Source organism: Enterobacter sp. 01-M-03-SI-ECC, from assembly GCF_047530215.1.
Lineage (GTDB): Bacteria > Pseudomonadota > Gammaproteobacteria > Enterobacterales > Enterobacteriaceae > Enterobacter > Enterobacter chengduensis.
Genome location: NZ_JBLKDA010000008.1, coordinates 88,375 through 102,625 on the forward strand (window position 1 = coordinate 88,375; position 14,251 = coordinate 102,625).

Genomic DNA, 14,251 nt, shown 5'->3' on the forward strand with positions numbered 1-14,251 from the left:
TTCTATCCCTGAAGAATCCTTTTGTCTTTTATAAAAGACAAACTTTTAAGCGATCATCAATTCCAGCTTTTCCCGCAACTCCCCTTCCAGCGGCAGCGCTTTCTGCGTTTTCAAATCGATACAGACAAAGGTGATCAGCGCATCAGCGACCATCTGCCCTTCCGGATCGAGCGTCACTACCTGGCTTAACACCCCGCTTTTGCCATTGATCTGCTGAACCTGGCTGGTCACCGTGAGCACATCGCCCAGCACGGCCGGGCGTCGGTAGTTGATGTTGATATTGACGACAACGAACGCGATGTTGTGCGCGGTCAGCCACTGAAAGCTTTCGCTATTTTCCAGCCCGTCCCAGCGCGCTTCTTCAAGAAACTCAAGATAGCGAGCGTTGTTCACATGCTGGTAAACGTCGAGATGAAAACCGCGTACTTTGATTTTTGTCTGCATAGCGCAATAGCCTTTACTGTTATTGTAGGATGAGAGGTCATAACTGGTATGACCTCTTTATCCTGGCAAAATTTTGCCGCAGTGCAAGAAATTGCTTAATTACAACGTCAGGTGTGAGAGGTTGCGCTCAACCAGCGCGCTGCCCATGCCCGGCACCTGTTTGAGATCGTCGACCGTTTTGAAAGGACCATACTCTTCTCGGTAGCTGACGATGGCCTGCGCTTTTTTCAGGCCGACACCGTTCATCACTCGGGCCAGATCTTCCGCTGAGGCCGAATTGATGCTGACCCGCGTACCGTCATCATCCGCATTTTTACCGGCTTCAGTCGCTTTAGTTTGCCCCTGCACCGGCGCTGCCGCGTCGGACCTGCTCTGCGTAGCCTGTGCTTTGGCGGCGGGCGCCGCCGCAAGCGCGCCCGCGCTCATTCCGGTGGTGGCAATAGCCAGCGTAATTAACAGTGCTTTGATTCCACATTTCATGCTGTTATCTCCTTGTTTGTTGACAGCCAGGTCACGATAGCCGCCAGATAAACTCGGTACAAACAGCAGATTGCAGAAATGGAAAAGGCCGCGAAAGCGGCCTTCAGTTATTGCAGAGCGTTACGAAAATCTGCGAGCAGACACGTAATTACTGCTGCTGAGTCATGACATCACCCAGCTTGATTTTGGCTTCTTTACGCAGGTTGCTCATCATGGCTTCGAAGGCAATCTGGGCATTGTTCTGGGTAATTCCCTGAACCATCGCTTTCTTCTGCGCGTCTGGCAGGGTGCCGGCTTTCACTTCATCCAGCGCCAGCAGAACGACGTTACCCTGCGCATCGGTGGTGGTACCGAAGCTTGGCTTGTCCTTCGCAGGCAGAGTCAGAGCAAACGCGGCCTGGCTGATTGGATCCTGACCGGTACGGCTCAGCGTTTTCGCTTCACCGAAGCTCAGGCCAGCCGCTTTCAGCGCGTCTTCTTTACCCGCTTTCAGATCGGACAGAATCTTTTCAGCATCCAGTTTCGCCTGCTGTTCCGCCTTGTTGTGCTTAACCTGAGCGGCAACCTGATCCTTCACGTCCGCCAGCGGTTTGACCGCTTCTGGCTTGTGCTCGCTGACGCGCAGCACAAACGCACGATCGCCGTCGACGGTAATGATGTCAGAGTTACTGCCCGGCGTGCCGTTCTCGCCCACCAGACCACCGTTGAAGATGGCATCAGAAACCGGTTTGAAGTTCAGCTCTTCCGGCAGGTTGTCACGGCCAAACCAGCCCGTCTCAACCGCCTTCACACCCGCTGCCTGCTCTGCGCCCGCCAGCGATTCGTTATCGTTGCTGGCCGCATCGCTCACCTTCTGCTGCAGCGCGTAGTAGGCATCCAGCGCTTTTTCCTGCTTCACTTTCGCCGCGATATCGTCACGAACCTCAGCCAGCGGCTTGGTTTTTGCCGCGGTGATGTCGTCAAGACGCACGACCAGGAAACCAACGGAAGACTTAATCACGCCTGAAAGCTGGCCTTTCTCTTTCAGACCGGCATTTTTCAGCTCGTCTGGCGTGGTCGCATCTTCCAGCCAGCCCATGTCGCCGCCGTTTTTCGCGGAGATAATGTCGGTGGATTTCGCTTTCGCAACGGTGGCGAAATCAGCGCCTTTGCTCAGCTCTTCCAGAACCGCTTTGGCATCAGCCTCGGTTTTGGTCTGAATCACGCTGTAGCGGTTACGCTGCGGCTGAGTGAACTGATCCTGATGCTGGTCGTAGTAAGACTGAATTTCCGCGTCGGATGCGGTTTCCTGCAGCGCGGCCGCATCCAGCTTGATGTAGCTCACGCGGAACTGCTCTGGGGAAACAAAGGAATTCTTGTTTTGCTCGTAGTAAGCGTTCAGTTCAGCGTCGCTTACCTGCTGTTTCGCCGCCAGGGCGTTCACATCAATTGTCGCTTCGCGTACAACGCGCTGCTGCGCCACCAGCGCGGCCAGTTCGTCCGTTTCACCTTTGAGCATGAAATCGGTGCCCACGACGGCATTGATGAGCTGCTGGGTCGTCAGCTGGTTACGCAGCGCCTGCGCGTACTGATCGGCCGTCATCCCCATCTGGTTGACGATACTGTTGTAACGCGCGTTGTCGAATTTCCCGTTAGACTGGAAGGCCTGGGTGGAGAAGATGGCTTTTTTCACCTGCTCATCGCTGATGCCAAGGCCCAGTTTTTTGGCATACTGATCCAGCAGCGCTTCGTCGATAAGACGATTCAGCGTCTGTTGGCGCAGGGTCTTCATATACCCTTCGTTCGCCGCCAGTTCAGAGAATTGGTCGCCCAGCTGTTGCTGCATACGGTTACGTTCACCGGCAAAAGCATTCTCGAACTGACCACGGCTGATCTCCTGGCCATTCACTTTTGCGGCGTAGTTTGCGCCACCGCCAATAAGGTAACTGCTCACGCCGGTCAATATGAACGACACGATAATGATACCGAAAATAATCTTGAGCACGAGACTGTTAGCAGCCGTGCGTAAGCTGTCCATCATGGTGTAACAACACTCCGCTGTAGGTGACTGGTTACCTGACGCTGACGGAAAATCCTGCCCGTCGCGCGTGAAGGCGTATTGTGACAAGAAAACGGGGCGATTGTCAGCCCACAACTCGCATAAACTCGCACAAATCAGGTCTGGACAAATAAAAAAGGCACATCAAATGATGCGCCCTTGTACTTTCCGGCTTCCCTGAAACGGGAAAGCAATCAGTTTACTGCGTCTTTCAGCGCTTTACCTGCACGGAAACCCGGCACTTTAGCAGCAGCAATGGTGATCTCTTTACCGGTCTGAGGGTTGCGGCCAGTACGGGCAGCACGCTCTTTAACAGCAAAAGTACCGAAGCCTACCAGTGCAACGTCGTCTCCAGCCTGCAGAGATTCAGTAACAGAAGCAATTAATGCATCTAACGCACGTCCAGCTGCAGCTTTAGAAATATCAGCACCCGCAGCAATTTTGTCAATCAGTTGAGATTTATTCACTGTTCTCTTCCTCTCTTTATAATTTATATCGCGCCTGAATCCTTCACGACGCGACCGCGCAGCAGTTATATCAGGCCTGCCATGACCTTACAACACCCGTTGTTGATGGCTGACCTAATCAGCAATCTAAATTAGCTATACAAAAAAAGGCTGGCAAGTGCGAAATGACTTACCAGCCTTGTTTTTATTGACGCTCTTTGCGCGAGGTCACTATTTTGCGGTTACAACCTGCATTCCTGACGGTTCATTTTGCAATGCGAGGCTAAGAACTTCCTCAATGCGCTTAACAGGATGGATCTGCAGGTCGGCAATCACGTTGTCCGGAATCTCTTCCAGATCGCGTTTATTTTCATAGGGGATCAATACGGTTTTGATCCCACCGCGGTGTGCCGCCAGCAGTTTTTCTTTTAAGCCACCGATTGGCAGAACCTGACCGCGCAGCGTAATTTCACCGGTCATTGCCACATCGGCACGCACCGGGTTACCTGTAAGACAGGAAACCAGAGCGGTACACATGGCAATACCCGCGCTTGGGCCATCTTTCGGCGTCGCCCCTTCAGGAACGTGTACGTGGATGTCGCGTTTTTCGTAGAAATCAGGGTTGATACCCAGTTTCTCCGCGCGCGCGCGCACCACGGTCAGCGCCGCCTGGATGGACTCCTGCATCACTTCACCCAGCGAGCCGGTGTAGGTCAGTTTGCCTTTGCCCGGCACACAGGCGGTTTCGATGGTCAGCAGATCGCCGCCCACTTCCGTCCATGCCAGACCGGTCACCTGGCCAACGCGGTTTTCGTTGTCCGCACGACCATAGTCGAAGCGCTGAACGCCCAGGTAGGCATGCAGATTGTCGCCGTTAATCACAATGTGTTTCAGGCTCTTATCCAGCAGCAGCTGTTTCACCGCTTTACGACACAGCTTAGAGATTTCACGCTCAAGGCTACGCACGCCCGCTTCACGGGTGTAGTAGCGAATGATGCCGATAATCGCGCTGTCCTCGACGGTCAGCTCGTTGGCTTTCAGCGCGTTACGCTCAATCTGCTTCGGCAGCAGGTGCTGCTTAGCGATGTTCAGCTTCTCGTCTTCGGTATAGCCAGAGAGACGGATCACTTCCATACGGTCCAGCAGCGGAGCCGGAATGTTCATGGAGTTGGAGGTTGCCACGAACATCACGTCGCTCAGGTCGTAGTCCACTTCCAGGTAGTGATCGCTGAACGCCACGTTCTGTTCTGGATCAAGCACTTCCAGCAGGGCAGACGCCGGATCGCCGCGCATGTCCGACGACATTTTATCGATTTCATCGAGCAGGAACAGCGGGTTTTTAACGCCCACTTTCGCCATCTTCTGGATCAGTTTACCCGGCATAGAGCCGATGTAGGTACGGCGGTGACCGCGGATTTCCGCTTCATCGCGTACGCCACCCAGCGCCATACGGATATACTTACGTCCGGTCGCTTTAGCGATGGACTGGCCCAGAGAGGTTTTACCCACCCCCGGCGGTCCGACCAGGCACAGAATCGGGCCTTTAATTTTGTTCACACGGCTTTGTACCGCGAGGTACTCAAGAATGCGGTCTTTGACGCGTTCCAGGCCGTAATGGTCGGTGTCCAGGATCTCCTGCGCCTGACGCAGGTCTTTTTTGACCTTGCTGCGGGCGTTCCAAGGAACCTGCACCATCCATTCAATGTAGCCGCGAACGACGGTCGCTTCAGCCGACATTGGAGACATCATTTTCAGCTTCTGCAGTTCCGCTTCGGCCTTCTCTTTCGCCTCTTTCGGCATTTTCGCCGCGTCGATCTTACGCTTCAGCGCTTCGTTTTCGTCCGGCGCGTCGTCCATCTCGCCCAGTTCTTTCTGAATGGCCTTCATCTGCTCATTCAGATAGTACTCACGCTGAGATTTCTCCATCTGCTTTTTCACGCGGTTGCGAATACGCTTCTCAACCTGCAGCAGATCGATTTCAGACTCCATCATCGCCATCAGGTATTCCAGACGTTCGTTAACGTCGGACATTTCCAGTACGGACTGTTTGTCAGCCAGCTTCAGCGGCATGTGTGCAGCGATGGTGTCCGCCAGACGCGCAGGATCGTCGATGCTGTTCAGCGACGTCAGCACTTCTGGTGGGATTTTCTTGTTCAGCTTGATATAGCCTTCAAACTGGCTAATCGCGGTGCGCACCAGCACTTCCTGCTCGCGCTCATCAAGTTCAGGCGAATCAAGGTACTCTGCCTTCGCAGAGAAGTGCTCGCCGTCGTCTGACAGAGTGGTAATACGCGCACGCTGCAGCCCTTCTACCAGCACCTTCACGGTGCCGTCAGGCAGCTTCAGCATCTGCAAAATAGAGGCCACGGTCCCGACGGTGAAAAGATCGTTTACACCCGGCTCATCCGTTGATGCTTCTTTCTGCGCCACCAGCATGATTTTTTTATCATGATCCATAGCGGCTTCGAGGCAACGGATAGATTTTTCCCGCCCTACAAATAAGGGTATGACCATGTGCGGATAAACCACCACATCGCGCAACGGCAATACGGGGATTTCAATGCGTTCAGAACGCTCAGGATTCATAGAGCTCTCTCTTAGTTAGTGTCCGCCAGGTAAGCTGGTCATGTCACTGTGCTTCACATAACCATTAACATGTATCCAGTATATGGGGATGTTTCCCACACATTCAACGCTATGAATACGGAAAAAGTAAAGGGGAGATAAAATCCCCCCTTTTTGATTAACTGCTTGTATGATTTGGTGAATTATTCGCCAGATGCCTGCTGTGCTTCCGGCTTGCCGTAAATCAGCAGCGGCTTGGTTTGACCGCTGATGACCGACTCGTCAATCACCACTTTCTCAACGTCTTCCATCGACGGCAGATCGTACATGGTGTCGAGCAGTGCCGCTTCAACGATAGAACGCAGACCACGGGCACCGGTTTTACGAACCATCGCTTTCTTGGCAATCGCATCCAGCGCTTCGTCGCGGAATTCCAGGTCAACGCCTTCCAGATTGAACAGCGCCTGATACTGCTTGGTCAGCGCATTTTTTGGTTCTTTCAGGATCTGGATCAGCGCCTCTTCGCTCAGCTCATTCAGCGTTGCCACAACCGGCAGACGACCGATGAATTCTGGGATCAGACCGAATTTGATCAGATCTTCCGGTTCAACCTGAGACAGCAGCTCGCCTTCGTTCGGTTTTTCAGCCGTCGATTTCACCGTTGCGCCAAAACCAATGCCGGAGCCGGTTTCAACACGGTGGGAGATGACTTTGTCCAGACCGGCAAACGCGCCGCCACAGATAAACAGGATCTTGGAAGTATCAACCTGCAGGAACTCCTGCTGCGGATGTTTACGCCCCCCCTGCGGTGGAACGGCGGCAACCGTACCCTCGATCAGCTTCAGCAGCGCCTGCTGCACGCCTTCACCGGACACGTCACGGGTGATGGACGGGTTGTCTGATTTACGGGAGATCTTGTCGATCTCATCGATATAAACAATCCCGCGCTGGGCTTTCTGTACGTCGTAATCACACTTCTGCAGCAGTTTCTGGATGATGTTTTCGACATCCTCACCCACATAACCGGCCTCGGTCAGGGTAGTGGCATCCGCCATAGTGAACGGAACATCAAGCAGACGCGCCAGGGTTTCAGCCAGCAGCGTTTTACCGGAACCGGTTGGGCCGATCAGCAGAATGTTACTTTTACCCAGTTCTACGCCGTTGCTGGTATCGCCGTTACGCAGACGTTTGTAGTGGTTATAGACCGCTACCGCCAGCACTTTCTTGGCCTGCTCCTGGCCGATGACGTAGTCGTCAAGGTGATGACGAATTTCATGCGGCGTTGGCAGCGCGCTGCGCTCACGGTGCGGTGCGACTTCTTTAATCTCTTCGCGAATGATGTCGTTACATAAATCGACGCATTCGTCGCAGATATACACGGACGGCCCGGCAATCAGTTTACGCACTTCATGCTGGCTTTTGCCGCAAAAAGAGCAGTACAGCAGTTTGCCCGAACCATCTTTGCGTTTATCTGTCATGAGTCCAAACCTCTTTTTAAGTTCTTTGTGCCGCACATGACGACGCAAATGCCATTCTAAGACGCAAGCTGCATTCAGCAGCGTGCCGCCCTACCTTAGTATAGCGGCACACTCGCGTCGCGGGCATCAATTACGATGGGTCAACACGGAGTCGACTAAGCCGTACTCAACTGCCTCTGAAGCAGAGAGGAAGCGATCGCGCTCGGTATCGCGCTCGATCTGCTCGAGGGGTTGACCCGTATGCTGCGCCATAAGTTCATTCATGCGCGCTTTTACTTTCAGAATTTCGCGGGCGTGGATTTCAATATCCGTCGCCTGCCCCTGGTAACCGCCCAGCGGCTGGTGAATCATCACGCGGGAATTCGGCAAGCAGAAACGCTTGCCCTTCGCCCCTGCCGTTAACAGGAACGCGCCCATAGATGCAGCCTGACCCATACAGATGGTGCTGACATCCGGTTTGATGAATTGCATGGTGTCATAAATGGACATCCCTGCTGTAATCACGCCACCCGGGGAGTTAATGTACAGATAAATGTCTTTTTCCGGGTTTTCCGCTTCCAGAAACAGCATCTGCGCCACGATCAGGTTAGCCATGTGGTCTTCTACCTGGCCGGTCAGAAAGATAACGCGTTCCTTGAGCAGACGGGAATAGATATCAAAAGAACGCTCACCACGTGAGGTCTGTTCAATAACCATTGGCACCAGCGCCATATGGGGTGCAAAGTTATCTCGTTCGCCACTGTATGACATTTCCGTCTCCTGGATCAAAATTGAAAACACCTGCTGTACTGATTGTAACCTTACGGACGGATTATCAGCCAGTCTCATTCATCATGATTACGTACTTATGGGGTTCGCAGTGCCCTATTTCAAGCATAACAACCTTTTGTTGTTACGCTAACACCGAAAGGGCGTTTTAGCACTCTTCCTGGGCTCAGGCTGCGATAAAAAAAACCCGCTGCCGCAAGGCAACGGGTTTTCTGTTCAAACTTTAAACCGTTGGGGCGAAATTACGCCTGCTGGTTCATCAGTTCGTTGAAAGAGGTCGCTTTTTCGGTCACTTTCGCTTTCGCCAGTACCGCTTCAACAGCCTGCTCTTCCAGGGCAACGTTGCGCATGTTGTCCATCAGCTCTTTGTTCTTACCGTAGAACTCGATCACTTCTGATGGATCTTCGTATGCAGACGCCATCTCTTCGATCAGGCCTTTCACACGCTCTTCGTCAGCTTTCAGCTCGTGGGTACGAATCACTTCGCCCAGCAGCAGGCCAACCACAACGCGACGTTTGGCTTGCTCTTCGAACAGCTCGCGCGGCAGTTCCATCGCTTGCTGCTGGTTGCCACCGAAACGCTGTGCAGCCTGACGGCGCAGAACGTCGATTTCGCTGTCGATCAGGGCAGCTGGAACGTCGATTTCGTTGGCTTTCACCAGACCTTCGATCGCCTGAGATTTCACACGGTTACGCACAGCACCGTTCAGCTCGCGTTCCATGTTCTTACGCACTTCGGTACGCAGACCCGCTACGGAACCATCTTCAACGCCGAAACGCTTGATGAACTCTTCAGTCAGTTCTGGCAGTTCGCGCTCTTCCACTTTCTTCAGGTTGATCACGAACTTCGCTGCTTTACCTTTCAGGTTTTCAGCGTGGTACTCTTCCGGGAAGGTCACGTCGATGGTGAACTCTTCGCCAGCCTTGTGGCCTTTGATACCGTCTTCGAAGCCTGGGATCATACGACCCTGGCCCATTGCCAGTACGAAGTCAGACGCTTTGCCGCCTTCGAACTCTTCGCCGTCTACAGAACCGGTGAAGTCGATGGTGACACGGTCTTCCGCGTCAACAGCGCCGTCTTTCTCTTTCCAGTTAGCCTGCTGCTTGCGCAGGGTATCCAGCATGCCGTCAACGTCTTCGTCAGTCACGGAGACAATTGGCTTTTCAACTTCGATAGATTCCAGACCTTTCAGCTCAACTTCCGGGTACACTTCGAACTCTACGGAGTAGGTGAAGTCTTCGCCCAGTTTGTATTCGCCTGGAACGTAGTTTGGCGCACCGGCCGGATTGATTTTTTCTTTGATGATCGCATCAATAAAGTTACGGCTCATCAGTTCACCCAGCACATCCTGACGCACGGAAGCGCCATAACGCTGAGCAACAACATTCATTGGTACTTTGCCCTTGCGGAAGCCGTCAATACGTACTTTTTTTGCTACGTTGACCAGCTCGCTTTTCACAGCAGTTTCGATGCTGTCAGCAGCGATAGTAATCGTTACACGGCGGCCAAGGCCTTGAGTGGTTTCAACTGAAACTTGCATCTTGTTACCTCAAAAAAATCACAGTGCTCGGTCAACTCTGAATCTGTCTGTTATACCGGGATGCTCTCTTAGTGCAGATTCACATTCCCTGTCGCCAGAATCATCCCGAAGACATTCAATAAGACGCGGCATTATAGCGGCATCACTTAGGTGAGTCGAGAACGGTTGGAGCATGTTGCTGCGGCTTTTTTCACACTTTAAGGCTATTTTTAGCCTTAAAATCGCACCATCCGCTCAAAACTCAGACAAAACAAAACGGCCCGGAGGCCGTTTTGAGGAAATCTGTAAGCAACATACTGGAAAAGCTCCAGCCGTTGCAAATCCGATTTATCAGGCGATAGTGCCTGCACCGCGACAGGGCGGCGATGCGAAGACCGTATCCTGCAAACCTTCCCATTCCTTAATGGTGTAAGTATGCAGTGCCAGCGCATGCACGGTCGTGGAGAGTTCTTCCGTCAAGGTGCTGTAGATCAAGCGGTGTCGATTCAGGAAACGTTCTCCCGTGAAGCGATCGCTGACCAGAACCACTTTAAAGTGGCTTTCAGAACCTGCCGGCACGTTATGACGATAGCTTTCGTCGACGACTTCGAGGAACACAGGGTTGAACGCTGCCCTTAATTTATCTTCTATATGCTCACGTATCATCATGAAATTACTCCTCCGACAACGCCAGGATGTCACCCATCCCTTTAAATGTTAGCCGCTTTTACCGTTTCCATTACACCTTGACAACAAATATTTAGCTTTCGTCTGATTTTCTCATTCAAACGAATGAAGTTCACTGTGAAACTCATACCTTTTGTCATACACGGATTGGGAAAATCGGGGAACTGGTCAGATTTCGGACAAGGCGATGAATTTACATGCGTTGACCACTTCCCCTCGCCGTTGGCGATGTTATGATGGCGACAATTTTTCTCTTTATATGCTTACGATTCGTTGAGAACCCGAAAATGTTAAAAAAACTCTTCTTTCCGTTGGTAGCCCTTTTTATGCTGGCAGGCTGCGCTACCCCGCCGACCACCATTGATGTCTCACCAAAAATCACGCTGCCTCAGCAGGACCCAAGCCTGATGGGCGTTACCGTGAGCATTAACGGTGCCGATCAGCGTCAGGATCAGGCCCTGGCAAAAGTGACCCGCGATAACCAGCAGGTGACCCTGACCGCTTCCCGCGACCTGCGCTTCCTGCTGCAGGAAGTGCTGGAGAAACAGATGACCTCCCGTGGCTATATGGTTGGCCCAAGCGGCGCGGTAGATCTGCAGATCATCGTGAACAACCTGTACGCTGACGTCTCTCAGGGTAACGTACGCTACAACATCGCCACTAAAGCGGATATCGCCATCATCGCAACCGCGAAGACCGGCAACAAGATGACCAAGAACTACCGTGCGAGCTACTCTGTCGAAGGCGCGTTCCAGGCGTCGAATAAAAATATTGCTGATGCGGTTAACAGCGTGCTGACGGATACCATTTCCGATATGGCGCAGGACACCAGCATTCACGACTTCATCAAGCAGAACGCGCGTTAATCCCGCTCGCTGACCCGGTGCATCACCGGGTCAGTTTTATAAAACATGTCCAGTCATTACTTACGCATTTTCCAGCAACCGAAATCAGCGATTCTGCTGATTCTTGGCTTTGCCTCGGGTTTACCCCTCGCGCTCACCTCCGGCACGCTTCAGGCGTGGATGACGGTTGAGAATATCGATCTTAAAACCATCGGCTTCTTCTCGCTTGTGGGCCAGGCCTATGTCTTTAAGTTCCTGTGGTCTCCGGTCATGGATCGCTACACGCCGCCATTCCTCGGGCGTCGACGCGGCTGGCTGGTGATGACGCAGATCCTGCTGCTGCTGGCCATTGCGGGAATGGGTTTTCTTGAACCCACCACGCAGCTTCGCTGGATGGCCGCGCTTGCGGTAGTCATAGCCTTCTGTTCCGCCTCTCAGGATATCGTGTTCGACGCCTGGAAGACGGACGTATTACCTGCGGAAGAGCGCGGCGCAGGGGCCGCCATTAGCGTGCTGGGCTATCGCCTTGGGATGCTGGTCTCCGGCGGGCTGGCGCTGTGGCTGGCCGACCGTTACCTCGGCTGGCAGGGCATGTACTGGCTGATGGCCGCCCTGCTGATCCCCTGCATTATCGCAACGCTCTTCGCGCCCGAACCGAGCGATGTTATCCCGGTTCCCCGCTCGCTGGAGCAGGCCGTTGCCGAACCGCTGCGAGACTTCTTTGGCCGCAACAACGCCTGGCTGATCCTGCTACTTATCGTCCTTTACAAGCTGGGCGATGCCTTTGCCATGAGCCTGACCACCACCTTCCTGATCCGCGGTGTTGGTTTTGACGCCGGGGAAGTGGGCGTGGTGAATAAAACGCTGGGGCTGTTTGCGACCATTGTCGGGGCGCTGTATGGCGGCGTGCTGATGCAGCGCCTGACGCTGTTCCGCGCGCTGTTGATTTTCGGCATCCTTCAGGGCGCCTCTAACGCTGGCTACTGGCTGCTGTCGATCACCGACAAACATACGATCAGCATGGCCGCGGCGGTGTTCTTCGAAAACCTCTGCGGCGGCATGGGCACAGCGGCATTTGTCGCCCTGCTGATGACCCTGTGCAACAAGTCGTTTTCCGCTACCCAGTTCGCGCTGCTCTCGGCGCTCTCCGCCGTTGGCCGCGTGTACGTTGGCCCGATTGCCGGCTGGTTCGTAGAAGCCCACGGTTGGCCAACCTTTTATCTCTTTTCGGTCGTGGCTGCCGTGCCGGGAATTTTATTGCTGCTGGTCTGCCGTCAGACGCTGGAATATACCCAGCGGACAGAGCACTTTATGCCGCGCACGGAATATCACCGCGCCTACCGTTTTGCGTTATGCCTGTTAATGGCGGGCTGCGTTGCGCTGGCACTCTGGCTTGTGGTGCTGATTATTCACGCCAGCACGTCGCTGGCACTGCCGTTCGAAGCCCTGCTGCTGGACGCTGGCGCGCTGCTGGCTATCGCCGGGATCCTGACCGGGGGACTACTCGATTTCATGGCGTTGCGTAAAACGCAGATGACCTGAAGAAAAAGGCGAAAGGTTATTTCCCGTTGTAATCACTAAGCGAAATTATAACGGCGAAATAGCCAACACCAGTAAAAAAAATATTTGTTGTTTTGTGCGGGATAGGATTTGGAAATTATTGGCTACGGTTCCAAAACACTATTTTTCATTAAACGATTCAGCATTCGATAGTTTGATTTTTCGTTTTTTAGATGTCTTTTTATTGATAATTAATTGTTAATTTTTTGTTTATTTTTAACAATGGTTATACCAATTGCCCCTTTTAAGGTATGCTTGGGGGTCCTTTCGTTATAAAGCCCACGCCATGCGGCTTCGGTCATAAAATTCGACATAATTTGCAACACTTGTGACACGTGCGGCAGAACCCAGTAACACCTTCCTGACACAGGCCTAATGATGTTTACAGTAATGTAACCTTCCCGTAAAATGCCCGCACACTTTAAACGCCACCAGACTCCGTGGAATTGAGGTCGTTAAATGAGACTCGGGAAATACAATAAAAGTTTGGGATGGTTGTCATTATTCGCGGGCACTGTATTACTCAGTGGCTGCGATTCTGCACTACTAGACCCCAAAGGACAGATTGGACTGGAACAACGTTCACTGATACTGACGGCTTTTGGCCTGATGTTGATTGTGGTTATTCCTGCCATTTTGATGGCTGTTGGTTTCGCCTGGAAGTATCGTGCGAGCAATAAAGATGCGAAGTATAGCCCTAACTGGTCACACTCCAATAAAGTGGAAGCTGTGGTCTGGACGGTACCTATCCTGATCATCCTGTTCCTTGCCGTACTGACCTGGAAAACCACTCACGCACTTGAGCCAAGCAAACCACTGGTTCACGATGAGAAACCTATTACCATTGAAGTGGTCTCCATGGACTGGAAATGGTTCTTCATCTATCCAGAGCAGGGTATTGCTACCGTGAATGAAATCGCCTTCCCGGCGAACACTCCGGTTCAGTTCAAAGTGACCTCCAACTCCGTAATGAACTCCTTCTTCATCCCACGTCTGGGTAGCCAGATTTACGCGATGGCCGGTATGCAGACCAACCTGCACCTGATCGCGAATGAAGCAGGCACCTATGATGGTATCTCCGCCAGCTATAGCGGCCCGGGCTTCTCAGGTATGAAGTTCAAAGCTATTGCAACGCCAGACCGTGCCGCTTTCGACCAGTGGGTTGAAAAAGCGAAGCAGTCTCCAAACACCATGTCTGACATGGCGGCGTTCGAAAAAGTGGCTGCACCTAGCGAATACAACAAGGTGGAGTACTTCTCTAATGTGAAACCTGATTTGTTCAAAGACGTTATTGGCAAATTTATGGATCACGGCAAGAGCATGGACATGACCCAGCCTGAAGGCGAGCACAGCGCGCACGAAGGTATGGAAGGCATGGACATGAGCCACGCGGAAACCGCTCACTAAGGGGCCGAGGAAG

Annotated in this window: 12 protein-coding genes; 3 read left to right on the top strand and 9 right to left on the bottom strand. The window is 52.8% G+C overall.

Translation table 11 applies throughout. The features are described from left to right. Positions 1–45: 45 nt before the first annotated feature. The 9 genes from ACMWKK_RS10065 to bolA all read right to left on the bottom strand — a co-directional run bounded on the left by ACMWKK_RS10065 (position 46) and on the right by bolA (position 10,408). Positions 46–444: a YbgC/FadM family acyl-CoA thioesterase gene (locus ACMWKK_RS10065; RefSeq protein ID WP_023310574.1), complete on the bottom strand. Its 399-nt coding sequence runs from the start codon at positions 442–444 to the stop codon at positions 46–48. A gap of 99 nt (positions 445–543) precedes the next feature. Then, the gene (locus tag ACMWKK_RS10070) at positions 544–924 is read right to left on the bottom strand and encodes a helix-hairpin-helix domain-containing protein (protein ID WP_112781112.1); all 381 of its coding nucleotides are present in this window, start codon (positions 922–924) and stop codon (positions 544–546) included. Positions 925–1,072: 148 nt separating this feature from the next. After that, positions 1,073–2,944, bottom strand: a complete 1,872-nt coding sequence (gene ppiD, locus ACMWKK_RS10075; protein WP_112781111.1) for a peptidylprolyl isomerase — start codon at positions 2,942–2,944, stop codon at positions 1,073–1,075. A gap of 212 nt (positions 2,945–3,156) precedes the next feature. After that, positions 3,157–3,429 carry a nucleoid-associated protein HU-beta gene (gene hupB / locus ACMWKK_RS10080; protein WP_002444653.1) on the bottom strand — a complete coding sequence of 91 codons (273 nt, stop codon included), beginning with the start codon at positions 3,427–3,429 and terminating at the stop codon, positions 3,157–3,159. A gap of 210 nt (positions 3,430–3,639) precedes the next feature. Continuing rightward, complete coding sequence (gene lon / locus ACMWKK_RS10085) at positions 3,640–5,994, bottom strand: endopeptidase La (protein WP_023334706.1); 2,355 nt, start codon at positions 5,992–5,994, stop codon at positions 3,640–3,642. 182 nt (positions 5,995–6,176) lie between these two features. After that, the gene (gene clpX, locus ACMWKK_RS10090) at positions 6,177–7,451 is read right to left on the bottom strand and encodes an ATP-dependent protease ATP-binding subunit ClpX (protein ID WP_045328356.1); all 1,275 of its coding nucleotides are present in this window, start codon (positions 7,449–7,451) and stop codon (positions 6,177–6,179) included. Positions 7,452–7,577: 126 nt separating this feature from the next. Further along, positions 7,578–8,201 (bottom strand): ATP-dependent Clp endopeptidase proteolytic subunit ClpP, encoded by a 624-nt coding sequence (clpP, locus tag ACMWKK_RS10095; RefSeq protein ID WP_008503317.1) that lies wholly within the window; start codon positions 8,199–8,201, stop codon positions 7,578–7,580. A 260-nt stretch (positions 8,202–8,461) separates the two neighbouring features. Beyond that, positions 8,462–9,760: a trigger factor gene (gene tig / locus ACMWKK_RS10100; protein ID WP_045328353.1), complete on the bottom strand. Its 1,299-nt coding sequence runs from the start codon at positions 9,758–9,760 to the stop codon at positions 8,462–8,464. Positions 9,761–10,090: 330 nt separating this feature from the next. Further along, the gene (gene bolA, locus ACMWKK_RS10105) at positions 10,091–10,408 is read right to left on the bottom strand and encodes a transcriptional regulator BolA (RefSeq protein WP_021241655.1); all 318 of its coding nucleotides are present in this window, start codon (positions 10,406–10,408) and stop codon (positions 10,091–10,093) included. A 305-nt stretch (positions 10,409–10,713) separates the two neighbouring features. On the opposite strand from bolA, the gene ACMWKK_RS10110 reads away from it, so the two are divergent. From ACMWKK_RS10110 to cyoA, 3 genes are all read left to right on the top strand, one after another. Then, a complete protein-coding gene (locus ACMWKK_RS10110; protein ID WP_112781109.1) occupies positions 10,714–11,292 on the top strand; it encodes a lipoprotein in 579 nt (192 codons plus the stop codon). Between the two features lie 45 nt (positions 11,293–11,337). After that, entirely contained in the window at positions 11,338–12,813 is a 1,476-nt protein-coding gene (ampG, locus tag ACMWKK_RS10115) for a muropeptide MFS transporter AmpG (RefSeq protein WP_045328351.1), read from the top strand. A 477-nt stretch (positions 12,814–13,290) separates the two neighbouring features. Next, positions 13,291–14,238: a cytochrome o ubiquinol oxidase subunit II gene (cyoA, locus tag ACMWKK_RS10120; RefSeq protein WP_014882770.1), complete on the top strand. Its 948-nt coding sequence runs from the start codon at positions 13,291–13,293 to the stop codon at positions 14,236–14,238. Positions 14,239–14,251 lie beyond the last annotated feature (13 nt).

What these genes read in the sequence shown, in the direction of transcription:
- bolA (WP_021241655.1), bottom strand. Translation starts at nt 10,408, where the DNA reads ATGATGATACGTGAGCATATAGAAGATAAATTAAGGGCAGCGTTCAAC.
- ACMWKK_RS10065 (WP_023310574.1), bottom strand. Translation starts at nt 444, where the DNA reads ATGCAGACAAAAATCAAAGTACGCGGTTTTCATCTCGACGTTTACCAG.
- ppiD (WP_112781111.1), bottom strand. Translation starts at nt 2,944, where the DNA reads ATGATGGACAGCTTACGCACGGCTGCTAACAGTCTCGTGCTCAAGATT.
- cyoA (WP_014882770.1), top strand. Translation starts at nt 13,291, where the DNA reads ATGAGACTCGGGAAATACAATAAAAGTTTGGGATGGTTGTCATTATTC.
- tig (WP_045328353.1), bottom strand. Translation starts at nt 9,760, where the DNA reads ATGCAAGTTTCAGTTGAAACCACTCAAGGCCTTGGCCGCCGTGTAACG.
- ACMWKK_RS10070 (WP_112781112.1), bottom strand. Translation starts at nt 924, where the DNA reads ATGAAATGTGGAATCAAAGCACTGTTAATTACGCTGGCTATTGCCACC.
- clpX (WP_045328356.1), bottom strand. Translation starts at nt 7,451, where the DNA reads ATGACAGATAAACGCAAAGATGGTTCGGGCAAACTGCTGTACTGCTCT.
- lon (WP_023334706.1), bottom strand. Translation starts at nt 5,994, where the DNA reads ATGAATCCTGAGCGTTCTGAACGCATTGAAATCCCCGTATTGCCGTTG.
- clpP (WP_008503317.1), bottom strand. Translation starts at nt 8,201, where the DNA reads ATGTCATACAGTGGCGAACGAGATAACTTTGCACCCCATATGGCGCTG.
- ACMWKK_RS10110 (WP_112781109.1), top strand. Translation starts at nt 10,714, where the DNA reads ATGTTAAAAAAACTCTTCTTTCCGTTGGTAGCCCTTTTTATGCTGGCA.
- ampG (WP_045328351.1), top strand. Translation starts at nt 11,338, where the DNA reads ATGTCCAGTCATTACTTACGCATTTTCCAGCAACCGAAATCAGCGATT.